Annotated in this window: 15 protein-coding genes and 1 pseudogene; 7 read left to right on the top strand and 9 right to left on the bottom strand. The window is 63.2% G+C overall.

Annotation, left to right across the window (positions count from 1 at the left end; all coding sequences use genetic code 11):
• Nucleotides 1-130: 130 nt before the first annotated feature.
• Nucleotides 131-9,928 (top strand): DUF5801 repeats-in-toxin domain-containing protein, encoded by a 9,798-nt coding sequence (locus tag ACVIW0_RS23595; protein WP_461354514.1) that lies wholly within the window; start codon nucleotides 131-133, stop codon nucleotides 9,926-9,928.
• On the opposite strand, the gene ACVIW0_RS23590 is transcribed toward ACVIW0_RS23595, so the two are convergent.
• Nucleotides 9,922-10,269: a hypothetical protein gene (locus tag ACVIW0_RS23590; RefSeq protein WP_461354513.1), complete on the bottom strand. Its 348-nt coding sequence runs from the start codon at nucleotides 10,267-10,269 to the stop codon at nucleotides 9,922-9,924. The genes ACVIW0_RS23595 and ACVIW0_RS23590 overlap by 7 nt on opposite strands.
• Nucleotides 10,270-10,536 (bottom strand): annotated as a pseudogene (locus ACVIW0_RS23585) (transglutaminase-like cysteine peptidase); the annotation flags it as partial.
• 140 nt (nucleotides 10,537-10,676) lie between these two features.
• On the opposite strand from ACVIW0_RS23585, the gene ACVIW0_RS23580 reads away from it, so the two are divergent.
• A complete protein-coding gene (locus ACVIW0_RS23580) occupies nucleotides 10,677-11,114 on the top strand; it encodes a hypothetical protein (RefSeq protein ID WP_461354512.1) in 438 nt (145 codons plus the stop codon).
• Between the two features lie 122 nt (nucleotides 11,115-11,236).
• Here the strand turns inward: ACVIW0_RS23580 and ACVIW0_RS23575 are convergent, their stop codons facing one another.
• From ACVIW0_RS23575 to ACVIW0_RS23555, 5 genes are all read right to left on the bottom strand, one after another.
• Complete coding sequence (locus ACVIW0_RS23575; RefSeq protein WP_461354511.1) at nucleotides 11,237-12,487, bottom strand: HlyD family type I secretion periplasmic adaptor subunit; 1,251 nt, start codon at nucleotides 12,485-12,487, stop codon at nucleotides 11,237-11,239.
• Between the two features lie 12 nt (nucleotides 12,488-12,499).
• Complete coding sequence (locus ACVIW0_RS23570; RefSeq protein ID WP_461357407.1) at nucleotides 12,500-14,653, bottom strand: type I secretion system permease/ATPase; 2,154 nt, start codon at nucleotides 14,651-14,653, stop codon at nucleotides 12,500-12,502.
• Between the two features lie 285 nt (nucleotides 14,654-14,938).
• The gene (locus tag ACVIW0_RS23565) at nucleotides 14,939-16,555 is read right to left on the bottom strand and encodes a TolC family outer membrane protein (RefSeq protein WP_461354510.1); all 1,617 of its coding nucleotides are present in this window, start codon (nucleotides 16,553-16,555) and stop codon (nucleotides 14,939-14,941) included.
• A 353-nt stretch (nucleotides 16,556-16,908) separates the two neighbouring features.
• Nucleotides 16,909-17,400 (bottom strand): hypothetical protein, encoded by a 492-nt coding sequence (locus ACVIW0_RS23560; RefSeq protein WP_461354509.1) that lies wholly within the window; start codon nucleotides 17,398-17,400, stop codon nucleotides 16,909-16,911.
• Nucleotides 17,401-17,460: 60 nt separating this feature from the next.
• Nucleotides 17,461-17,997 carry a LabA-like NYN domain-containing protein gene (locus ACVIW0_RS23555; protein ID WP_461354508.1) on the bottom strand — a complete coding sequence of 179 codons (537 nt, stop codon included), beginning with the start codon at nucleotides 17,995-17,997 and terminating at the stop codon, nucleotides 17,461-17,463.
• Here ACVIW0_RS23555 and ACVIW0_RS23550 point away from each other — a divergent pair.
• Both ACVIW0_RS23550 and ACVIW0_RS23545 read left to right on the top strand, forming a co-directional pair.
• A complete protein-coding gene (locus ACVIW0_RS23550; protein ID WP_461354507.1) occupies nucleotides 17,984-18,388 on the top strand; it encodes a hypothetical protein in 405 nt (134 codons plus the stop codon). The two genes, ACVIW0_RS23555 and ACVIW0_RS23550, sit on opposite strands and share 14 nt — an antisense overlap.
• Before the next feature lie 272 nt (nucleotides 18,389-18,660).
• Nucleotides 18,661-19,059, top strand: coding sequence for a hypothetical protein (locus tag ACVIW0_RS23545; RefSeq protein WP_461354506.1), 399 nt, complete (start codon nucleotides 18,661-18,663; stop codon nucleotides 19,057-19,059).
• A 386-nt stretch (nucleotides 19,060-19,445) separates the two neighbouring features.
• Here the strand turns inward: ACVIW0_RS23545 and ACVIW0_RS23540 are convergent, their stop codons facing one another.
• Nucleotides 19,446-20,039 (bottom strand): hypothetical protein, encoded by a 594-nt coding sequence (locus ACVIW0_RS23540; RefSeq protein ID WP_461354505.1) that lies wholly within the window; start codon nucleotides 20,037-20,039, stop codon nucleotides 19,446-19,448.
• 37 nt (nucleotides 20,040-20,076) lie between these two features.
• Nucleotides 20,077-21,024, bottom strand: coding sequence for a hypothetical protein (locus ACVIW0_RS23535; protein WP_461354504.1), 948 nt, complete (start codon nucleotides 21,022-21,024; stop codon nucleotides 20,077-20,079).
• 752 nt (nucleotides 21,025-21,776) lie between these two features.
• On the opposite strand from ACVIW0_RS23535, the gene ACVIW0_RS23530 reads away from it, so the two are divergent.
• The 3 genes from ACVIW0_RS23530 to ACVIW0_RS23520 all read left to right on the top strand — a co-directional run bounded on the left by ACVIW0_RS23530 (nucleotide 21,777) and on the right by ACVIW0_RS23520 (nucleotide 22,867).
• Nucleotides 21,777-21,992 carry a hypothetical protein gene (locus ACVIW0_RS23530; protein WP_461354503.1) on the top strand — a complete coding sequence of 72 codons (216 nt, stop codon included), beginning with the start codon at nucleotides 21,777-21,779 and terminating at the stop codon, nucleotides 21,990-21,992.
• An 81-nt stretch (nucleotides 21,993-22,073) separates the two neighbouring features.
• Nucleotides 22,074-22,289: a hypothetical protein gene (locus tag ACVIW0_RS23525; protein ID WP_461354502.1), complete on the top strand. Its 216-nt coding sequence runs from the start codon at nucleotides 22,074-22,076 to the stop codon at nucleotides 22,287-22,289.
• Between the two features lie 71 nt (nucleotides 22,290-22,360).
• Nucleotides 22,361-22,867 (top strand): A24 family peptidase, encoded by a 507-nt coding sequence (locus ACVIW0_RS23520; RefSeq protein WP_461354501.1) that lies wholly within the window; start codon nucleotides 22,361-22,363, stop codon nucleotides 22,865-22,867.
• Nucleotide 22,868: the final 1 nt, after the last annotated feature.

The raw sequence follows: 22,868 nt of genomic DNA, 5'->3' as shown, positions 1-22,868 counted from the left end.
ATCTTTACCACACTCGCAGGGAAAGCATTGATTAACCAAATACATTTCTTGACCGGGGGGAGGGTTAACAATAGCCTAAAACTAAATTTTTCTACAATTTTTCCTCTAAACGCTTTATGCGGAGTTGATAATGCAGGGTTCGTTTCAGGTCGCTCAGGCTACCGGCACCGGCAATTCTACCAATTCGGCTCCCGTACGAATTTACACGCTGACCAAGCCGCTGACCGATCAAGCGGTGGTCGTCAACCTCGGATACGACCAGAAAGTGAAGGTCGACTTCTCGGCGATCGCCAAGGAGAAGATCACGCTGGTTCATATCGGCGAAAAGCTGATCATCCTGTTCGACAACCAGTCGACCGTCACGGTCGAGCCGTTCTTCGACTCCCGCGCGGATCACCAGAACAACATCACGATCGAGATGGCGCCCGGTCGCGACGTCTCGGTGCAGGAATTCGCAAGCCTGTTCCCGATCAGCACGGATGGCTCGGTGTTGCCCGCGGCCGACAATGGCGGTAACTCGAACGGCAATGCGCAGGCGAGCGGTGCGAACTTCAGCCCGTTTGCAGTTGATCCGCTGGCCCCGCCGCCTCTCAATACGTTGGCTCTGCCGGAAGAGCGGCCGCCTCTGCCGTTCACTCCGCCGCCGACCGGGTTCGTGGAGACGCAGCCTACCACGCCCGACAAGCCCACCATTTCCCTGGGCACCGCGCCGGGCCTGACCGTAGATGAGAGCTTCCTCACGGTTGCCACCAACGGGATCGCCGGCTCGGGACAACTTCCGGCGGGATCGACCGTCGCGACCGGGCTCATGCCGTTCTCGATCACTGCGGCGGGCGGCCAGCAGTCGTTGACCTTCACGCTGTCGATCAGCGCGCCCGGAGCGGATTCCGGATTGATCGATTCCCAAACCGGCAATCACGTCTACCTGTTCCTAGAGAACGGCCAGGTCGTGGGCCGGGAGGGCACGAACGCCGGGACTGCGGCGACCGGTCTGGCCGATTTCACGGTCTCGGTTGATTCCACCGGCCACATCACGCTGACCGATCTGCGCAGCGTGCACGAGAACACGCCCGGCAACTCGAACGAAGGAATCACGCTGGCGTCCGGGTTGATCACGGTCACGGCGACGGTGACCGATAACTTCAACCAGACGGCAACCGCGACCGCTGATGTCGGTTCGCATCTGACGATCTTGGACGACGGTCCGCTCAATCCGACGGTGACGCTGTCTGGGGCGAATCCGGGCGAACTGCTGACATTCGACGGCGGTCTGGCCGGCGGTAACTTCGTCGGCGTGCAGAACGTGCACGACACCAATGCCTCGGCAACCGTCGCGACGGAGAACTTCTCCGGTGCGTTCACGTTCGGCAATTTGGACGCTGCCGGTGCCGACGGCGGTACGACGGCGATCAGCTACACGCTCGGCCTGCACGCCGGCGTAGTCGACGGCAGCGCCAGCGGACTCACGCATGCCGGCAGTACGATCTTCCTCTACGATATCGGCGGTGTGATCACCGGCTCGACCTCGGCCACCGCAGGCGGCATCACCGCCGGCAACACGGTGTTTACGCTGAGCGTAGGCCCCACCACCGGCATCTTGACACTGACCCAGTTCGAGTCGATCGATCACACGCACACGGATACTTACAACGGCTCGTACATCAATGACATCAAGTCGCTGGCTGCGAACCTGGTCGATCTGAAGGCAAGTGCCGTTACCACCGACAATGATGGCGATACGTCCGCCACGATCTCGGCGGTGCTCGATCTGGGCGGCAGCATTCAATTCGGCGACGACGGTCCGAAGGCGCCGACGGTGACGCTCTCGGGATTGAAAACGGGAGAACTGCTGACGTTCGACGGCGGTCTGGCCGGCGGCAATTTCACCGGCACCCAGGACTCGCACGACACCAACGCGTCGGCGACGGTCGCGACCGAGGACTTCTCCACCGCGTTCACGATCGGCAACACCAACATCTACGGTGCTGATGGAGCCGGTGCGACCACGATCAACTACACGCTGGGCTTCCACGCCGGAGTGGCTAACGGTGTCGACAGCGGTCTGACCCATGCCGGCAGCACGATCTTCCTGTACGACGTCGGCGGCGTCATCACCGGTTCGACTTCCACGACCGCTGGCGGCATCAACGCCGGCAACACAGCATTCACGCTCAGCGTAGATCTCACCACCGGCGTTGTGACGCTGACTCAGCTGGAGTCGATCGACCATTCGCAGACCGACACTTACAACGGCTCGTACATCAGCGATATCAAGCAAATCGCAGCGAACCTGGTCGACCTGACCGCGAGCGCATTCACCACCGACAGCGAGGGTGACAAGACGGTCACGGCTTCGGCCTCGATCGATGTCGGCCACCAGATCCAGTTCGGCGATGACGGCCCGCAGACCCCGACCGTCACGCTGGCGGCGTTTACCGCGCCGGTGCTGCTGACGTTCGACGGCGGCCTCGCCGGCGGCAATTTCACCGGCACCCAGGACTCCCACGACACCAATGCGTCGGCGACGGTCGCAACCGAGAACTTCTCGGGTGCGTTCACCATCAGCAACACCAACCTCTATGGTGCTGACGGCGCCGGTGCGACCACGATCAACTACACGCTGGGCTTCCACGCCGGAGTGGCTAACGGTGTCGACAGCGGTCTGACCCATGCCGGCAGCACGATCTTCCTGTACGACGTCGGCGGCGTCATCACCGGTTCGACTTCCACGACCGCTGGCGGCATCAACGCCGGCAACACCGCGTTCACGCTCAGCGTAGATCTCACCACCGGCGTTGTGACGCTGACTCAGCTGGAGTCGATCGACCATTCGCAGACCGACACTTACAACGGCTCGTACATCAGCGATATCAAGCAAATCGCAGCGAATCTGGTCGACCTGACCGCGAGCGCATTCACCACCGACAGCGAGGGTGACAAGACGGTTACGGCGTCGGCATCGGTCGATGTCGGCCACCAGATCCAGTTTGGCGACGACGGCCCGCAGACCCCGACCGTGACGCTTGCGGCGTTCACCGCGCCGGTACTGCTGACGTTTGACGGCGGCCTCGCCGGCGGCAATTTCACCGGCACCCAGGACTCCCACGACACCAATGCGTCGGCGACGGTCGCGACCGAAGACTTCTCGGGTGCGTTCACCATCAGCAACACCAACCTCTATGGTGCTGACGGCGCCGGTGCGACCACGATCAACTACACGCTCAGCTTCCACGCCGGCGTCGCCGATGGCAGCGCCAGCGGCCTGACCCATGCCGGCAGCACGATCTACCTGTACGATGTCGGCGGTGTGATCACCGGTTCGACCTCGGCCACGGCAGGTGGCGTCACCGCCGGCAACACCGTGTTCACGCTGAGCGTCGGCCTGACCACCGGCATCGTGACGCTGACCCAGTTCGAGTCGATCGATCACTCGCAGACCGACACCTACAGCGGCTCGTATATCAACGACGTCAAGCAGCTTGCTGCGAATCTGATCGACCTGACCGCGAGCGCGTTCACCACCGACAGCGAAGGCGACAAGACGGTTACGGCTTCGGCCTCCTTTGACGTCGGTCACCAGATCCAGTTCGGCGATGACGGCCCGCAGGCGCCGACGGTTTCGCCGGGAGCGTTCAACGCACCGGTGCTGCTGACGTTCGATGGCGGCCTGGCCGGCGGCAACTTTACCGGTACCCAGGATTCGCACGATACCAATCCGTCCGCGACGGTCGCGACCGAAGACTTCTCCGGCGCGTTCGCAGTTGGCAGCACGAGTCTGTACGGAGCGGACGGACCTGGGTCCACGACCATCAGTTACACGCTCGCTCTGCACACCGGCGTCGCCGACGGCAGCGCAAGCGGACTCACGCATGCCGGCAGCACGATCTACCTGTACGACGTCGGCGGTGTGATCACCGGTTCGACCTCGGCCACCGCGGGCGGCATCACCGCCGGCAACACGGTGTTCACGCTGAGCGTGGGCCTGACCACCGGCATCGTGACGCTGACCCAGTTCGAGTCGATCGACCATTCGCAGACCGATACCTACAGTGGGTCCTACATCAACGACATCAAGCAGCTTGCCGCCAACCTGATCGACCTGACGGCGAGCGGGTTCGTCACAGATAGCGAGGGTGACAGGTCGGTCACGGCGACGGCCACGATCGATGTCGGCCACCAGGTCCAGTTTGGCGACGACGGCCCGCAGACCCCGACGGTGACGCTGGCGGCGTTCACCGCGCCGGTGCTGCTGACGTTCGACGGAGGCCTGGCCGGCGGCAACTTCACCGGCACCCAGGACTCCCACGACACCAATCCGTCCGCGACGATCGCAACCGAGAACTTCTCGGGCGCGTTCACCATCAGCAACACCAACCTCTATGGTGCCGATGGTGCCGGTGCGACGACGATCAACTACACGCTGGGTCTCCACAGCGGTGTGGTCGACGGCGTCAGCAGCGGCCTCACCCATGCCGGCAGCACGATCTACCTGTACGACGTCGGCGGTGTGATCACCGGTTCAACTTCGGTCACCGCGGGCAGCATCACCGCCGGCAACACCGTGTTCACGCTGAGCGTCGGCCTGACCACCGGCATCGTGACGCTGACCCAGTTCGAGTCGATCGACCACTCGCAGACCGACACCTACAGCGGGTCCTACATCAGCGACATCAAGCAGATCGCTGCGAACCTCGTCGATCTGACGGCGAGCGCGTTTACGACGGACCACGAAGGCGATAAGACAATCACGGCCTCGGCCTCGATCGATGTCGGGCACCAAATCGAGTTCGGCGACGACGGCCCACAGACCCCGACGGTGACGCTGGCGGCATTCAGGGCGCCGGTGCTGCTCACGTTCGACGGCGGTCTCGCCGGCGGCAACTTCACCGGCACCCAGGACTCCCACGACACCAATGCGTCGGCGACGATCGCGACCGAAGACTTCTCCGGGGCGTTCACTATCGGCAACACCAATTTGTACGGCGCTGACGGTGCAGGTGCAACGACGATCAACTACACGCTGGGCTTCCACAGCGGTGTGGTCGACGGCGTCAGCAGCGGCCTGACCCATGCCGGCAGCACGATCTATCTGTACGACGTCGGCGGTGTGATCACCGGCTCGACCTCGGCCACCGCAGGCGGCATCACCGCCGGCAACACGGTGTTCACGCTGAGCGTCGGCCTGACCACCGGCATCGTGACGCTGACCCAGTTCGAGACGATCGATCACTCGCAGACCGATACCTACAGCGGGTCCTACATCAACGACGTCAAGCAGCTGGCCGCCAACCTGATCGACCTGAAGGCAAGCGCGTTCACCACCGACAGCGAAGGTGACAAGACGGTCACGGCCTCGGCCTCGATCGACGTCGGCCACCAGATCTCGTTCGGCGACGACGGCCCGCAGACCCCGACCGTGACGCTGGCGGCGTTCACGGCGCCGGTGCTGCTGACGTTCGACGGCGGCCTGGCCGGCGGCAACTTCACCGGCACCCAGGACTCCCACGACACCAATGCGTCGGCGACGATCGCGACCGAGAACTTCTCGGGCGCGTTCACGATCAGCAACACCAACCTCTATGGTGCCGATGGCGCCGGTGCGACCACGATCAACTACACGCTCGCCCTGCACAGCGGCGTGGCCAATGGTAGCCCCAGCGGGCTGACCCATGCCGGCAGCACGATCTATCTGTATCTCGACAGCGTGACGGGCATCGTGACCGGCTCGACCTCGGCCACCCAGGCCGGCATCACCGCCGGCAACACGGTGTTCACGCTGAGCGTCGGCCTGACCACCGGCATCGTGACGCTGACCCAGTTCGAGACGATCGATCACTCGCAGACCGATACCTACAGCGGGTCCTACATCAACGACGTCAAGCAGCTGGCCGCCAACCTGATCGACCTGAAGGCAAGCGCGTTCACCACCGACAGCGAAGGTGACAAGACGGTCACGGCCTCGGCCTCGATCGACGTCGGCCACCAGATCTCGTTCGGCGACGATGGCCCGCAGACCCCGACCGTGACGCTGGCGGCGTTCACCGCGCCGGTGCTGCTGACGTTCGACGGCGGCCTGGCCGGCGGCAACTTCACCGGCACCCAGGATTCCCACGACACCAATGCGTCGGCAACGATCGCGACCGAGAACTTCTCGGGCGCGTTCACGATCAGCAACACCAACCTCTATGGTGCCGATGGCGCCGGTGCGACCACAATCAACTACACGCTCGCCCTGCACAGCGGGGTGGCCAATGGTAGCCCCAGCGGGCTGACCCATGCCGGCAGCACGATCTATCTGTATCTCGACAGCGTGACGGGCATCGTGACCGGCTCGACCTCGGCCACCCAGGCCGGCATCACCGCGGGCAACACGGCATTCACGCTCAGTGTCGGCCTCACCACCGGCATTGTGACGCTGACCCAGTTCGAGACGATCGACCACTCGCAGACCGATACCTACAGCGGGTCCTACATCAACGACGTCAAGCAGCTGGCCGCCAACCTGATCGACCTGAAGGCAAGCGCGTTCACCACCGACAGCGAAGGTGACAAGACGGTCACGGCCTCGGCCTCGATCGACGTCGGCCACCAGATCTCGTTCGGCGACGACGGCCCGCAGACCCCGACCGTGACGCTGGCGGCGTTCACCGCGCCGGTGCTGCTGACGTTCGACGGCGGCCTGGCCGGCGGCAACTTCACCGGCACCCAGGACTCCCACGACACCAATGCGTCGGCGACGATCGCGACCGAGAACTTCTCGGGCGCGTTCACGATCAGCAACACCAACCTCTATGGTGCCGATGGCGCCGGTGCGACCACGATCAACTACACGCTCGCCCTGCACAGCGGCGTGGCCAATGGTAGCCCCAGCGGGCTGACCCATGCCGGCAGCACGATCTATCTGTATCTCGACAGCGTGACGGGCATCGTGACCGGCTCGACCTCGGCCACCCAGGCCGGCATCACCGCCGGCAACACGGTGTTCACGCTGAGCGTCGGCCTGACCACCGGCATCGTGACGCTGACCCAGTTCGAGACGATCGATCACTCGCAGACCGATACCTACAGCGGGTCCTACATCAACGACGTCAAGCAGCTGGCCGCCAACCTGATCGACCTGAAGGCAAGCGCGTTCACCACCGACAGCGAAGGTGACAAGACGGTCACGGCCTCGGCCTCGATCGACGTCGGCCACCAGATCTCGTTCGGCGACGACGGCCCGCAGACCCCGACCGTGACGCTGGCGGCGTTCACCGCGCCGGTGCTGCTGACGTTCGACGGCGGCCTGGCCGGCGGCAACTTCACCGGCACCCAGGACTCCCACGACACCAATGCGTCGGCGACGATCGCGACCGAGAACTTCTCGGGCGCGTTCACGATCAGCAACACCAACCTCTATGGTGCCGATGGCGCCGGTGCGACCACGATCAACTACACGCTCGCCCTGCACAGCGGCGTGGCCAATGGTAGCCCCAGCGGGCTGACCCATGCCGGCAGCACGATCTATCTGTATCTCGACAGCGTGACGGGCATCGTGACCGGCTCGACCTCGGCCACCCAGGCCGGCATCACCGCCGGCAACACGGTGTTCACGCTGAGCGTCGGCCTGACCACCGGCATCGTGACGCTGACCCAGTTCGAGACGATCGATCACTCGCAGACCGATACCTACAGCGGGTCCTACATCAACGACGTCAAGCAGCTGGCCGCCAACCTGATCGACCTGAAGGCAAGCGCGTTCACCACCGACAGCGAAGGTGACAAGACGGTCACGGCCTCGGCCTCGATCGACGTCGGCCACCAGATCTCGTTCGGCGACGACGGCCCAAAGGCGCCGACGCTGACGGTGAGTGCGGCAACGGTGGGCGTCGACGAAACGCCCGGCGTCCAGACGGTCAGTGGCGCGAGCGACGTTCTTGGCTCCACCGCGATTGCGTTCAACGGCGCGGCGAATACGGTTGCCGGGCTGTTTGCGACCGTCGCGAACGCAGGCACCGATACCGACGTATCGTCCGCGGTGCTGGACAACGGTGCGCTCAGCTTTGCCTCTACGGGGGCCGCCAGCATCCTGACGGCAACCGGCGGCAGCTACGGCGCGGATGGCGCGGGAACCACGGTCTACGCCCTGAGCGTGCTCAATGCCGCGTCCGGTCTGACTCTGACGGATGGCACGGCGATCACGCTGTCACTTGATGCCAGCGGCCGGATCATCGGTACGGTCGGCGCTGATGCCGCCAACCCCAGCCTGACCGGCAAGGTGGCGTTCGCGATCGCGATCGATCCAGCGACCGGTCAGCTCTATGTGGCGGAATACCTCTCGCTGCATCAGAACGACACGACCAACCCGAACGACGTTCTCACGATGGCGGCCGGCAAGGTCGGCGCGACGGTCACCGTGACCGACTCCGACGGCGATCATGCAACGTCGTCCGCCGACATCAGCAGCCACATCAGCTTCCTCGACGACGGCCCGACGCTCGGCGCGTTCGTCAACGGGACGCTGCCGAACGACATCGGCTCGGTAAACGGCACCTTCGCCGTGAACTTCGGCGCCGACGGGTTTGGCGGCTTCACGCTGACCGGTCCGGCCATTGCCGGCATCACCTATTCGACGGTCAATTTGACCGACGCCGGTGGTCATGTGATCGGCTCCGAACTGATCGCATCCGCTGGGGCGACGCAGGTGTTCGATCTGAAGGTATACGAAGACGGCACCTACACGTTCGACCTGCTGCATCCGCAGGCGTCGTCGACGGTCACCGACAGTCTATTGGGGTTGACCAGTGGACACGTACCGTGGGTCGAACTGGCCGATGGCAGCATTGAGTTCTCTTCGCCCAATGACGTGAATTCTTCGCAGCAAGGCTTTGGCGTTGCGAATAACTTCCTCAACTTTGGCGAAACATTCACGATGGAGTTTCATGTTCCAAGTACGGGGGTCGGGACGAATGATTTACCCAACTCGAACCCGCAGCTCGTGGACTCTGTGAACTTCAGTGTTAATTCAGCCAATCCGGGTGACGCTGTTACATGGATTGCGACCGACACCGTCCATAACATCACACAATCCGGAACGGCTTTTGTCGACGCGACAGGCACGCATCTGCTGATCGATCCGACGATCGCGTTCAATTCCCTTCAGGTCACGGGAAGCACACCCGGCGAATCCATTCGCTTAACCGCGGCGGAGATCGGGAAGACGGTTCTGCCGTCCGACCAGAACCTGTCGTTCGGGATCGTGGCGACCGACGGCGATGGCGATCATACGACGTCGTCCACCTTGGGCATTCACGTCGTCGCCGGCGATGGGAGCGGCAACTTCGCGCTGACGGGCGGCGCAACCGCCGATGTCATCGCGACCAGCTCGCACACCGATACCGTTGTTGGCGGCGCCGGCACGGACATCGTCGACTACCGCGACGACACGACCGGAGTCACGGTCAACCTGCAGAGCGGTACCGGCTTGGGCGGCACTGCGCAGGGTGATACCTATAGCGGGATCGAGGGCATTCTCGGCGGCAGCGGCAACGATACGCTGACCGGCCTCACCGTCGGCGGCAACTATCTCGATGGCGGTCCCGGCAATGACATTCTGAACGGCGGTTCCGGCAACGACACCTTCGTCCTGCAGCTGAACGGTGGCGGCCACGACACCATCAACAACTTCAACGCGCTGTCCGACCAGATCTTCGTCAACCTCGGCGACAACCTGTCGATCGGCCAAGCCTCCACCGTCGCCGCCGCCAATTTCCATACCGGCGACGAGACCAACGCCGCGACGTGGAATGGCGGTACCGGCAAGGAGTTCGTGTTCAATGCCGCGACCCAGGAACTATGGTATTCGGCCAACGGCACCGGCACCGACAAGGTCGACCTTGCTCACGTCAGCACCGGCGTGCCGGCCGCGGCGAACGTTCACGTCTACTGATCGGCCCTGACAAGATCCGCAAACCCCGTCGAGTTTTCGACGGGGTTTGTTTTTGCTCGCGTCGCTACATCAGCACGGGCAGGAAGCCCGGGAGCGGGGTCTGCGGCCTCGAGCGGCTCCACCCCGGTCCATTCTGCCTCCGCCGCATTGGCGGCCGCGGGAGCGGCGTCGAACTCGTCGCCGAGCGGCAGCCGCTTGGCGTAAGGCGCCGCAAACAGCTGGACGCCGTGCTCGTTGATCGCAAACATCGGTGTGAAGTTGCCGAGCTCGCCGTCGTCGATCAGCTCGGAGCGGCGGCTGTCCAGGATCAGCCAGTGGCCGTCGAGCCGCGCCGCCAGCACGGCATGATCCTGCCGGATGGCGCGATCGCGGCCGAGCACCAGGCGCAGCTCCTCGCGCGGGAAGCCGGCTTCGCTGAGCGCGATGTATTTTGCGATTGCGTAGTCCTCGCAATCGCCCTTGCCGGTCGCAAAGGTGGCGAGCGGGGCGGTCCAGCGGTCGGCTTCGCCATGCTGGGCGAAGTCGCTGACATAGCGGATCGCCTGGTTGACGGCGCGGTTGGCCTCATCCAGCCGGTCGCGCCCGGACTTGGACTTGACCGCATTGATCAGGCGGAGGAACTGCGCGGCATTGGGCGGGCAGGCGGTCGCATTCTCCCGGCACTGCGCGAGTACGGTCTGCTCCTTCGCCAGATCGGATTCGAGGCCGCGCCATTTGCGCCACAGGCCGTTCTCCCGGTGCGCGGAAGGTGAACAGGCCGAACGGCTCGCTGCCTTCAGGCGGCAGCGGCTTCGCGGCGGGCGAGGCGTCGGTCGCGGTATTCGTCGGCGTCAGCGCGGCGGTGCGAAGCGCGTTCGGGCCGCGGCCGCGCTGCCGGTCGAGCTTGGCCAGCACGTCGCTGATGGTGAAGAAAGTGGCTGGCGGGCGGTTCGATGCGGCGTCCGACGCCGCTGCGAGCTCGCCGGCGGGGGTGCCAAGAGAGGCGCCAACGGAGAATTCGTCGGCAGCGAACGCTGACGGCGCTGTGCAAAGACTTATTGAAAATGCGGCCACGGCGATCAGCGCCGACGCGGCCAACTTCACCGACTTCATAATGACGTCCCCACTGCCGGGGACCGTCAACGTCTGTGCGTCGATCTGCGTCCCCGCTGTTATCGGGACGCAGACTGGCGTCTTGGCCGCTTAATCGGAGTTAAGTGGAGGGCCGTCGCCCGGCATTGTCGCAAAGGCGGTCAATCCAGGGTTTCCCGGTTCGTTCGAAATTGAACGACCGCAGGTCATGAACGGTTAATCACGCGCCGGCGCCGATCAACGTTCGCGCAGGGCCTCGTCGCGCAGCAGCCGGGCCGGCTTCACGATGTAGTCCAGCACGGATTTTTCGCCGGTCAGCACCTCAACCGTGGTCACCATGCCCGGAATGATCGGCAGCGGATGCTGCTCGGTGCCGAGATGGTTCTTGTCGGTGCGCACCATGACCCGGTAGAACGTCTCTTGCCGTTCGGTCTTCTCCGCCTTGTCGTCGACGATGGTGTCGGCACTGATGCGTTCGACCTTGCCCTTCAAGGATCCATAGACCGAGGAATCATAGGCGCTGATCTTCACCACCGCGTCCTGGTCCGGACGGATGAAGGCGATGTCCTGCGGCCGGATCCGTCCCTCCACCAGCAGCGTGTCGTCCAGCGGCACGATATCCATCAGATTGGCGCCGGGCTGCACGACGGCACCGATGGTGCTGATGTTCAATTTGTTGACGATGCCGTGGACCGGCGCCTTCAGGTCGGTGCGGCGCACCCGGTCCTGGGCCGATTTGATATTCTCGTCGAGCACGGCGAGGTCGGCGCGCGACTTGGCCAGATCCTCGTCGGCCTGCGAACGGAACGACGCGGTGATGTTGGCGATCTTCGACTGTGCTTCGGCCAGCTGTCCCTTCATCTCGGTGGCCTGCCGATCGAGCCGCAGCATCTCGATCTCGGGCACCACCTTCTGCTCATAGAGCTTGCGCGTCAGGGTCTGCTCGCGTTCCAGGAGCTTCAGCGAGCCGGTGAGGCGGGTCACCTGCTGGTTGAGCACGTCGATGTCCTGCGCGACCTTCTGACCCCGCATCTTGAACACGCTGGTCTCAGTCGCGACGGCGGCGGGAACCATCTTGTCGAGATCGTCCGGGAAGGTGAGCTCGCTGCGGCCGCGCGCCTCGGCATCGAGGCGGGCCACCCGCGCCGCCATCGCCGCGCGGCGCTCGCGGATCTCACCGAACTCGGAGGCGAACTTGGTGTCGTCGATGCGCATCAGGGACTGGCCCTGCTGAACGATGTCGCCCTCGCGCACCAGGATGTCGCCGACGATGCCGCCTTCGAGCGATTGCACCACCTGCATCTGCCGCGACGGTACGACGCGGCCGCTGCCGCGCTTGACCTCGTCGAGCACGGCGAAGTGCGCCCAGACCACAAACGTCGCCAGCAGCGCGCAGGAGGTCCACAGCAGCATGCGGGAGGTGCGGGGCGTGCGCAGCAGCGCCGCGGACCGGATGTCGTTTGCAAAGGCAAAATCGGAAGACGCCATAATATTCGCTCGTTACGCAGATTTCGGCTGGATCGTATTCTCGGGCGACGGCGGCGTCGACGCGGGCTTGCCCTGAAGCAAAGCGAGCACCTTGTCGCGTGGGCCGTCGGCCACCAAGCGGCCATTGTCGAACAGCAGCAGGCGATCGACCATGTTGAGCAATGACAGGCGATGGGTCGAGATGATGATGGTCATGCGCTCGTCGCGCAGCCCCTTGAGGCGCTCGAGGAATTCCTGCTCGCTGCGAATATCGAAATGCGCCGTCGGCTCGTCGAGGAACAGCACGCGAGGCTTGCGGATCAGGACGCGCGCGAGCCCGATAGCCTGCTTCTGGCCGCCCGACAGGCTGCGGCCGCCTTCCGAGATCGGCATGTCATAGCCCATTGGGTGGCCGGCGATGAAGCTCTCGACGCCGGAGAGCCGCGCGGCGAGCAGGATTTCCTCGTCGGTCGCCTCCGGCTTGCCAAGGGCGATGTTGTCGCGCAGCTTGCCGTAGAACAGGTCGGTGTCCTGCATCGCAAAGCCGATACCGGCGCGCAGGTCCGAAGGATCATATTGGCGCGAGTCGACGCCGTCGACCATGATCCGGCCTTCCTTCGCCTCGTAAAATCCGAGCAGCAGCCTGCCGACCGTGGTCTTGCCGGATCCGACCCGGCCGATGATGCCGACTTTCTCTCCGCCCTCGATCCTGAAGCTGACTTTCTCGAGCGCGTTGCCCGGCGCGTTGGGATAGGCGAACGAGACGTTCTCGAAGGCGACCTTGCCGTCGTCGATTCGTCGCGCGACATAGGACCGGGTCGGAGACCGTTCGCGCTCGAGCGACATGATGCGGTCGATCGCCTTGAGCGACGACAATGTCTGCGTTCCCTTGGTGATGACTGAGGCGATGCCGGCGATCGGCGCCAGGATGCGGCCGGCCAGCATGTTGGCCGCGACCAGCGCGCCGACGCTCAGCTTGCCGTCGAGGATCAGGAAGATGCCGACGATGACCAGCAGCAGGCTCGTGATCTGCTGCGCAGTGCTCGCGCTGGTCAGCGACATCGACGACCAGAAATGGACGTCCTCGCCGGACCGGGCGGTCGCCGCGACCGAGCGCTCCCACAAGGTCTGCATGCGGGCCTCGGCGCCCGTCGCGCGGACGGTTTCGAGGCTCGACAGCGATTCGACCAGCACGCCGTGCCGGGCGGCCGATTCAGCCTGCAGGCGTTTCATCGCGCGGTCGAGCGGGCGCTGCAGCAGGAAGCCGACCAGCATGACGAGCGGCAGCATGATCAGGGGAATCCAGGCCAGCGGCCCGGCGATGATGAACAGCACCCCGACGAACAGGATCGCAAACAGCAGATCGGTCGCCGACACCACGCTGCCGGAGGTGAAGAATTCGCGCACCGAGTCGAAGTCGCGGAGTTGATTGGCGATGATGCCGACCGAGGTCGGCCGCTGCGCCATCTTCACGGCCATCACATGCTCGAAGATGTTGGCGGCGAGCACGACGTCGATGGTCTTGCCGGTGACGTCGATCATGCGGCTGCGGACCATGCGGAAGATGAAATCGAACACGATGCCGAGCCCCATGCCGATCGAGAGCGCGATCAGCGAGGGGATCGCGCCGTTGGGGATGACGCGGTCATAGACGCTCATCGTGAACAGCGGGGTCGCGAGCGCGAGGACGTTGGTCAGGAAGGCCGCGATCGCGATGTGTCCGTAGCTGCGCCAATGCGCCTTCACCACCGACCAGAACCAGTGGTTCCGGGGGATGTCTCCGGCGGCGAGGGTACGCGCATCGGCCTGCGCCGCGCTTCGCACCAAAAACGCGTAGCCGGTATAGTCCGCAGCAAGCGAGGCGATGCCGGCGACGCGCGGGGTGCGCGGGGACGCAGGGTCGACGATCTTGATCGACTTGTTCGCCGGGTCGACGCCGAGCAGGATGAGCGCGGAGCCGTCCTTCATGATGAGGACGGCCGGCAGCACCAGCGCGGGAATCTCCGCAATCTCGCGCTTGACGGCCTCGGTCTCGAGGCCCGCCCGTCGCGCGGCGCGGTCATAGAGCGAAACTGACAGTCGTCCATCGGTGATCGGAAGTCCGCCGAGCAGCGCTTCGCGGCTCACGGCGCGGCCGTGATGCGCGGCGAGATAGGTCAGCGATGCGGTGAGGGGATCGTCGCCCAGCGTGCGCGGCCGGCTGGTCGCGGCAGGCGTTGAAGTTGCATCATCTGACGGGGAGCGGCCGGCATCAGCCGCCGCGCTGGGGGGTCGAAACAACAACTGAAACCTCGAGAACCAAAATGGAAATGCAGAAATCGCATTCGAAGATCTGCATGGAGACTACAACAAACAGCGAACGAAATCAGCGAAACTTGCTTTAAGTATTAATACGGGAATCGAAAGGGCCGCGTTTGGGGCCCTTTCGGAAGTCCTGGTCCTGGTCCCGGCTTGGTCTTGGCCTAGCGGCTGCTATCGAGCGGAACTCGGGAAGGCCGACAGCAGCCAGTGCGGTTTGGTCGACGCATAGGAGCTGGCGTTCGCCGTGACCGACGGGTCCGCGTAAATGACGTTCGGACCGTCAGCCGCATTCTTCTGCTGCTGCATCCATTCCGCCGATCCGGGCACCGAAGCGGTCGTCGTCGAGCCGGTGAAGCGGTCCGCAAAGCCGGTATCCTTCGGCTGTGCTGCCGCATAGTCCTCCCTGTAGCCCTTGGCGGGGCGGGCAGCGGCAGTGGGAGCCGGAACGGCGGCGTGCAGCGGCTCGGATCCGGTTTGCGGCAGGTTCACGCGCAGGGTGGGGAACGAGTAGCGCGGCAGGCCAATCGACAGCATGTCGGTCGGCGCGGCATCGACCGGGGGCGGAGCCTTCAGATACTCGATCAAGGTGCCCATCGCGGCCAGCAGCTGATAGTCGGCGAAAACGACCACGCTGCGGGCGGAGGTAAGCGAGACCGACGCATTGAAGAACTGGTTCTGCGCGTTCAGCAGGTCGATCAGGGAGCGCTGGCCGAGTTCGTATTCCTTCTGGAAGGCAGCAATGGTCTTGCGGTCCGCTTCGAGCTGACGCGTCAGAGCCGAGATACGCGTGGCCGTAATCGTACGGGCATTCCACGCCTTGTCGATCGATTCATAGGCGTCGCGCTGCAAGCGGGCGTGGCGCATGGTGGCCTCGGTGTAGCGCTCGGCCTTCTCCGACCTGTTCCAGGCGTCCTGGCCGCCGCGGAAGATGTCCCATGACATCACCACCTTGCCGCTGTAATCCTCGTGGGTCACGGCGGGGTTGCCCGGGGCAGTCACGTAGGGGAATGAATTGTCGTAGTGGGTCGCGCGGCCCTCGAGATAGAATTTCGGGCCGAACGTTCCATCGGTCGCCTTGAACGCATGCTTGGCGGCGTCGGCGTCGGACTGGGCCGCGGCGATCGTCGAATTGAACCGCAGCGTGGTCGCCAGCGCTTCGTCACGGCTGTTCGGCAATCCACCGAGAGGGGCGGGGAAGCGAACGTTGATCGGCTCGAGCCCAACGACCTTGCGGTACTTCGCCCGCGCGTCGTCGAGGCTGCGCTGGAATTCCGCGAGCGCCGCACGGGCGGCCTCGACGCGTTCCCGTGCCTGCTCGAGGTCGCCTTCGCCGGCCCGGCCGCCGGAGAAGCGGGAGTTCACGTTTGCAAAGATCTTCTCGTGATTGGCGACGTTCTGCTGGGCAAGGCTCACCAGGCGGATATAGCGCACGACGTCCATGTAGCCTTCGGCGGCGTCGAGGGCGAGCAGCTCGGTCCGTTCCTTGACGCGCGAGGCCGCCGCATTGACACGCGCGGTCTGGCGCCAGACGTCATAGATCGACGAAAAGCCGTCCCACAGCAGCTGGCGCACGACCACCGATTCCTGGCTGCCGTTGCGCCACGGGCCTGAACCTACGGTCGGCGTCTGCACGGTGTTGATGACGCCGGGCGGCTGATCGAATTTCTCCGGACCGTAGCTGGCGTCGACGCGCACTTGCGGCAGCAGCGTGCTCTGCGTCTGTCTCAGCTCGCTTTCGGTCGCACGCCGGTTTGCCGAAGCCTCGCCCACGCCCGGATTGGTCAGCATCGCCTGACGTAATGCATCATTAATGGAAAAAACCTCGGCACGCGCTGACGTTGCCGCCAGGCAAAGGCACGCGATGACCGTGTATGCCGATTTCATTATTCCGCCCCTACTCACAAAAAATATTACGTAGAATCTGCGGAAGGCTAGCAGCGGACAGTTCCGCGACCTATGACATTTCAGCCACACAGTGGCTCTAAGTGAGGCGGAGCGGCCGGGCATGAATGGCGGGAGGTATCGAGATTTTTATTAAAATTCAACGGTTTGGGCGCCGTTGGATGGGCGATCCGGCTGATGCCGGCTAGCAACACCGGTAACCGGAACAGTTAAGGCCGTCTTAACGCCGGGACCAACGGCTACTGCTCGCGACAGGTGGCAAGATAGGTTGCAACGAAGGGCGTGGCTTTCGAGTCGGACGAGGGGATCTCCAGGCGGCTGGTCAGCTTGTACAGAGACTTGCTGCCAAAATAGAACCGGTAGATCTCGGCGGTGGACTCATCCACGCGGGTCGCGAAGATCGATGCCGCGGTCCGATGGGCGGCAGCAAAGACATAGGTCGTGAGCTTGGGCGGCTTGCCTTCCGTCGCGATTGACGTTCCCCAGGTGACCGTGAAGGTTTCGCCATCGATCACCACGGCAGGCCGGACCGTCTCCAGATCGTCCTCGATCCACTCGGCGTCGCTGCCTTTGCCGGAACCGCCAAGCTCGACCCGTTTGCCGCGCGGCGTGTCACAGCTGAACCTGACAGGCTCTGCGATCGCGGCATCTATTGTTGTCAGAACAACAAGACGCAGCCGACCGACCTCCACATTGCCTCTCCCTTCAGCAGCTGGGCTGGTTCGCGTCATACTGATGTCTCCAACCAGCCCGCGCAACTCGGCGATCTACGGACGCGTCGGCCAGCGACCTCACTCGGGCGCGATCGGATGCGGTGGACGCTCGATCGATGACCTGAGGCTCTCGAGTTCAACGAAGGCATCGGCGTGCCTGCGAAGCTCATCGGCGATCATGGGAGGTTTGGTTCGAATGCTGGAAACGACGGTGACGCGCACGCCCATCCGCCTGACAGCTTCGACAACGGCTCGCAGGTCACCATCGCCGGAGAACAGAAACATCTGGTCGATGCGGGGCGCGATTTCCAGTGCGTCGACCGCGAGCTCGATACCGATGCTGCGCTTGATGCGCCGCCGTCCATCGCCGTCCTCATGCTGCTTGGCCGACTTTCGTCTGACTGCATATCCATTGTAGTCGAGCCAATCCACCAGCGGTCGCAGGCTGCTGAATTCGTCGTCGTCTCTTACGACCGTGTAGAAATAGGCCCGGACGATTTGCCCGTGCTTGCCGAACTCAACAAGCAAGCGCCGGAAGTCGACTTCGAAGCCGAGGTTTTTGACCGTGGTGTGGAGGTTCGCACCATCGATAAAAAGGGCAATGCGATCGGTCATCCAAATCCCCGTGACGCCGGATCAGTCGCTGTACTTTTTGGTCTGGAAATACGTTGGGCGCACGGTCGCGCCCTCACTGAAATGCCTGATCCTAGAACAAGGACTCGGGGTGGATGAAGCGGAAAGTTCGGCCAGCGCGTTAGGAGTATCTCATCCAGCGCATGCCGATCCGGCCGAGCCGAGCCTCTGTCTACGCAAGTTGCTGTTGCCTGCGCAACCGGAATGCTTTTACCATCAACCAGCTGACGTGCCATTTGTCATTGCGCTGTATTTGCCAAAGATCGCTGATTTTGCGGGTTTCGTTTTCGAAGGTCTGAATTTTTGTTGCCGGGGAGAGGACGGTTCAGCGTCCCTGACTGCACAAACAGTTTGCTCTTGCTCGCGGACGTGACCGAAGGAGGTACGTCGATCGGGTTAGCTTGCCGTCGGATCAGCGATCAGGAGGGAGCAACCTGGTTGAAGCGCGCAAGATGCGTGGTCGTCCTTTCCCTTTGCATCCTGCTGTCCTGTTGCGGCGCTGCGCGGCAGGCCAACGAAAAGGAGGCGGGACCGGCAGCGGACCCAACAACGGAGACGGCAACAGCGGCCACCGAGCCGACACCCGCGCCGACAACGACACCGACGCCAACAGCGACAACGACACCGGTACCGGAAACGACAGGGATGCCATCACCACCGGCGGAAACGGTCAATCTGAGCGGCGCACTCGCGGAATGTCGCAACAGCTTTCCGGATCAGATTGCGCTGGCGGTGGCGAGGGCGGCTTGCGTGATCAAGGCAACCGAACCGGTACGGCCGCTGTTGCCGTTTCCCGACTTGCTCGACCGGGAGAACGCCCTGCGCAAGACGCTGGCGGAGCAGGTTCAGGCAAGAACAATCTCCCTGCTCGAGCGAAACATCCAAATCCAGAAGCTCCATTCGCAACTGCTCGACGAAGAGCGCAGCAGACTGCCTGTGGCACCGGCGGACGCGAGCAAGCCGCCGCTGGCGGTCACGCAGTGGCGGCAATCCAACGGGGAGAGTTGCGGGCGGCTCGGAGGGGATTCCGGGACGTGCTACTGAGAAGAGCCGTCTTTCTGTAGAGTAGGCTCGCGCTACCCTATGCGTCCGAGGGCACTCGCGCGGTCCGTGCCGATCCTCATCACATGACGAGCCGTGGCAGATTGTTGGAAAGCTTGTCGGAATCGACCGTGCCAAGCTGAAAAAATTCGCGATCGTCAAGACAGACCGCCAATGAGAGCTTCGCTATTGCCGTGAGGCCGATGCTTCGGTGATCGGCATACGCCGGGCTGCTGAACGGAGCGAGCCGATTTGTCGGTCTGCATTTCTGTTACGAGGCCAGTCCGACTGGCTAGGGGTCCTAATCGCCTCATACTTGGTCGACTACAAATACAACCATAGGTCAGGCGCTATGGTCACGAGGAAGCCGAGCGATCGGGTACTTCTCCCTATTGCAACGCAACAGATCGATCCCTGGCCTGCTTGATTCCACCGGCAAGTGCCTTTGCGTATAGCTCGCGCGCCTTTGTCACGTCGCCGAGTGTTCCATAGGTTTTCCAGGTGGAAAGAACGAGGGGATCATAGGTTTCCGCAAGCATAAAGCTTGCCTGTGCGCTACTCCTCCCGACGGCGTGTTCGAGCACGATCCGCGCGGCACCGATATCGCCTTGGACGAGCAGAGCGCTGGCGCGCGCAAGCAACCTGGCAACTTCCGGATCGCCTTGCGCCTCAGCGATCGCTGGCTGCTCGATCGCAGCCGCCTCCGCGGCTTGAGTTAACTTGGGTTCGCGGCCCCGTGCCGGCGCCTGGGCCGTGTCGCCCTCCTGCTTGAGAGACTGTCGCAGTTCTATCGTCGCGCTCTTTGCGGCCTTCTTTGCCTGCACCGCTTCGTCACCAGCCTTGCTTGACAGCGCCAGCTGGGTTTCAAGGTCCCGCCGTGCCCTCGCAAGCTCGCGAGTCAGCGCCTCGGCCCTGTCGTGTTCCGTCTTCAAAGACTGTCGCAGCTCCGCGATGGCGCTCTCGGCGGCCTTCTTCGCCTGCACTGTCTCGTTGCCCTCCTTGCTTAACAGCGCTAGTTGCCTATCGAGCTCGCGCCGCGCTGTCGCAAGCTCGCCAGTCAGCGTCTCGGTCCGATCGTGCTCCTTCCGCAGAGACCGTTGTAGCTCCAACTATCTCTCTCTCCGCGGCCTGACCGAGTTGCGTCGCCTGATCGCGCGCCTTGTTCGCCTGCGCTGTCTGCATCTCGATGGTCTGCTGCGCGCTCGCCAGTTCATTTGCCAAGGTCTCTGCGCGGCGCCGCTCTTTTTCAGCGGACTGTTGCTCTTCCGGCTGCACTGGCTCGGTGGCTTGCTTGCCGTGCGCAGTATCCCGCGACGCCTGCGCGATCGCCCGGTCGGCTTGCTGATGAAGACCCGGCTCTCGCGCCGATGAATCTCCCTTTTGCTGGTCTTGGCTTGAGACCTGGGTCTCCTTCCTGGCGACCTCTACACCAGCTGTGTCAGGCCTGACGTTATGCTGCTCATCAATGGATCGAGCCACGTGGGCGGAGAGTTCAGCGTGGAAATACCAGCCAATGAGCGACGCCCCGACCATCGCTGCGGCGATTGAGGAGATGGCGCGCCGCGCGGTCCGTCCGCGTTCATGCTTGCTCTGCTCGGCCCGCGCTTCAACGAGGACGCCAGTGACCGGGTCCGCGTTCGTCACCAGACGAGTCAATTCCGTCACCCTCGCACGTTCGGCGAGGCCCGAGGGGAAACAAAAGGAGCGGGGCCCTGGCGACGCCGGCGGGGCGATCGATCCACTTTGCTTTGGCGGAATAAACTCGTCTCGCAGAATAAATTCATCACCTTCCTCTGGAAGGTGCATTGTTTGCCAATGCGTCGGCGTGATCTCGCTTGGCGCGCCATTTTTCCGAACCCACCCACTCCCCTCGGCCGACCATTGAGCAGATTCGAAGCGTCCGCTTACGTCATCCTCAAGAATGACGAACGTTCCGTCCTTTGGAGCGGTGTCGATTATGCGGCGCATGCAAAAGACGCCTATTCGATGCGGTTATCCAATTCTTAAAAGGACTTCGGCAATGCACAGATCCTAGCCCACCCCACCAAAGGCCTCAAGAAAAAGTCATTTTGGTCTTTGGCGGTAATCCGATTGCAGCACGGCGGCGGGCACGAACCAGGCTGCGCGCGATCGGGAGAACGCCCTGTGCAAGAGGCTGGCAGAACAGGTTCAAGCAAGAACGATGTCCCTGCCAGAACGAAACATTCAGAGGCGGAGCTGTTCGACGAAGAGCGCAGCGGGCTGCCGGCCGCGCCGGCGGACGCGAACAACGTGCCGCTGGCGGTCACGCGGTGGCGGCAATCCAACGGGGAGAGTTGCGGGCGGCTCGGAGAGGATTCGGGGACGTGCTACTGAGGCGGTCAATCCGAAGGACAACCGGCGGGAACTTGCGAAGCCGGATTGTGACGCTGCCACCGTCGACCTCGTTGGCGCGACGGATTCGTCGGTATCGCGCTCTGGATGTGCTGTCACCGTATTCGCACGGAGCGGACAGGCTGAAATGTCGCGAAATACCAAAACGCCTATAATTTAGGGGGTTTCGTGCGAACAGTTTCGGATTGCCGCGGACGAAAAGGGCGCTCGGCCGCGACGCAGGTAGGGTTAATAAACGATTACCAATCGACAGATTTCTCGCAACGCATTATAAGAAAATCCTAGTTGGCCCTGGATTTGCCCTGCCAACATATTGCGTAAATTTCATGTAAAAGGGATATTTTCCTATGCTGAAGCTCTACATCCAGACCACTGAAGCCTTCAAGCGTCTTGCCTCGGACAAGGACGGCGTTGTGTCGTTCGAGTACGTGATCGTCGCCGCCTGCATCGTCGCCGCGGTTGCCGCTGCGTTCGGTACGGGCACCGGTACCGGTATCGGCAAGGTTCTGAGCGACGCGATCACCAAGATCGGCACCGCGGTCGGCAACGCTGTCAGCGCCTAACTCCGATAGTTGAATGCTGTTGGCAGTTTTTTCTGTCAACAGCCGTCAACCGGATGTGCAAGCCTGAAGGAGGCCTCTCCCATGTTGCAGTCTTACATCAAGGTCACCGAAGCGTTGAGTCGTCTGCGCACGGACAAGGACGGTGTCGTGTCGTTCGAGTATGTGATCGTCGCCGCTTGTATCGTCGCCGCTGTTGCCGCTGCTTTCGGTACCGGTACCGGTACTGGTATCGGCCAAATTCTGAGCGACTCGATCACCAAGATCAGCACCGCGGTTGGCAACGCGGTCAGCGCTTAAGTCCAGAAGGACGGAGCCCCGGAGGGGGGCATTATTTTGTGCCCCCCGCCTTCTTCTGAGGCGAATATTTCATGAATTGGATTGCGTCCACGACCGCGTGTCTGGAAATCGCATTGTTGTTCTATGTCGCAACGATCGATATCGCGACACGGTTGATCCGAAACGAAATCTGTCTGGCGCTGGCGTTCCTCGGGATCGCCGGTCAATTGGCCAGCCCGACGCAGATCGGCCAGTCGCTGATCGTCGCCGCAATTCTGTTTCTGGTGCTCTTCGTGATCTATCAGCGGGGAGCGATCGGCGGCGGCGATGTCAAGTTGCTGGTTGCGCTGGCGATCGGACTGCCGCTGCCCGGTGTGATCGAGTTGCTGACGGCAACCGCATTGGCGGGCGGCGTTCTGGCCGCGGTGCATCTGATGATGCGCCGGCTGCCAGCTCCGCGGCTGGCTCCCGCCGGGTCGTCACTGGTGCGCCGGGTCTACGCGGTCGAACGCTGGCGGCATTTGCGACATGCGCCGCTGCCTTACGGGGTCGCGATCGCATGCGGCGGTATCTGGACTATTTTGAGCAAGGGATTTTGAC

This window comes from Bradyrhizobium sp. USDA 4454 (assembly GCF_054822705.1).
The sequence above is the reverse complement of the archived record's forward strand: the minus strand, read 5'-3'. Positions and strand labels throughout refer to the sequence as shown.

Bases quoted from the DNA above. Each gene is read 5' to 3' on its own strand.
- ACVIW0_RS23560 (WP_461354509.1), bottom strand. From the start codon at position 17,400: ATGACGCGAACCAGCCCAGCTGCTGAAGGGAGAGGCAATGTGGAGGTC.
- ACVIW0_RS23555 (WP_461354508.1), bottom strand. From the start codon at position 17,997: ATGACCGATCGCATTGCCCTTTTTATCGATGGTGCGAACCTCCACACC.
- ACVIW0_RS23550 (WP_461354507.1), top strand. From the start codon at position 17,984: ATGCGATCGGTCATCCAAATCCCCGTGACGCCGGATCAGTCGCTGTAC.
- ACVIW0_RS23575 (WP_461354511.1), bottom strand. From the start codon at position 12,487: ATGGCGTCTTCCGATTTTGCCTTTGCAAACGACATCCGGTCCGCGGCG.
- ACVIW0_RS23545 (WP_461354506.1), top strand. From the start codon at position 18,661: ATGCCATCACCACCGGCGGAAACGGTCAATCTGAGCGGCGCACTCGCG.
- ACVIW0_RS23595 (WP_461354514.1), top strand. From the start codon at position 131: ATGCAGGGTTCGTTTCAGGTCGCTCAGGCTACCGGCACCGGCAATTCT.
- ACVIW0_RS23520 (WP_461354501.1), top strand. From the start codon at position 22,361: ATGAATTGGATTGCGTCCACGACCGCGTGTCTGGAAATCGCATTGTTG.
- ACVIW0_RS23565 (WP_461354510.1), bottom strand. From the start codon at position 16,555: ATGCTGACCAATCCGGGCGTGGGCGAGGCTTCGGCAAACCGGCGTGCG.
- ACVIW0_RS23530 (WP_461354503.1), top strand. From the start codon at position 21,777: ATGCTGAAGCTCTACATCCAGACCACTGAAGCCTTCAAGCGTCTTGCC.
- ACVIW0_RS23525 (WP_461354502.1), top strand. From the start codon at position 22,074: ATGTTGCAGTCTTACATCAAGGTCACCGAAGCGTTGAGTCGTCTGCGC.
- ACVIW0_RS23535 (WP_461354504.1), bottom strand. From the start codon at position 21,024: ATGCGCCGCATAATCGACACCGCTCCAAAGGACGGAACGTTCGTCATT.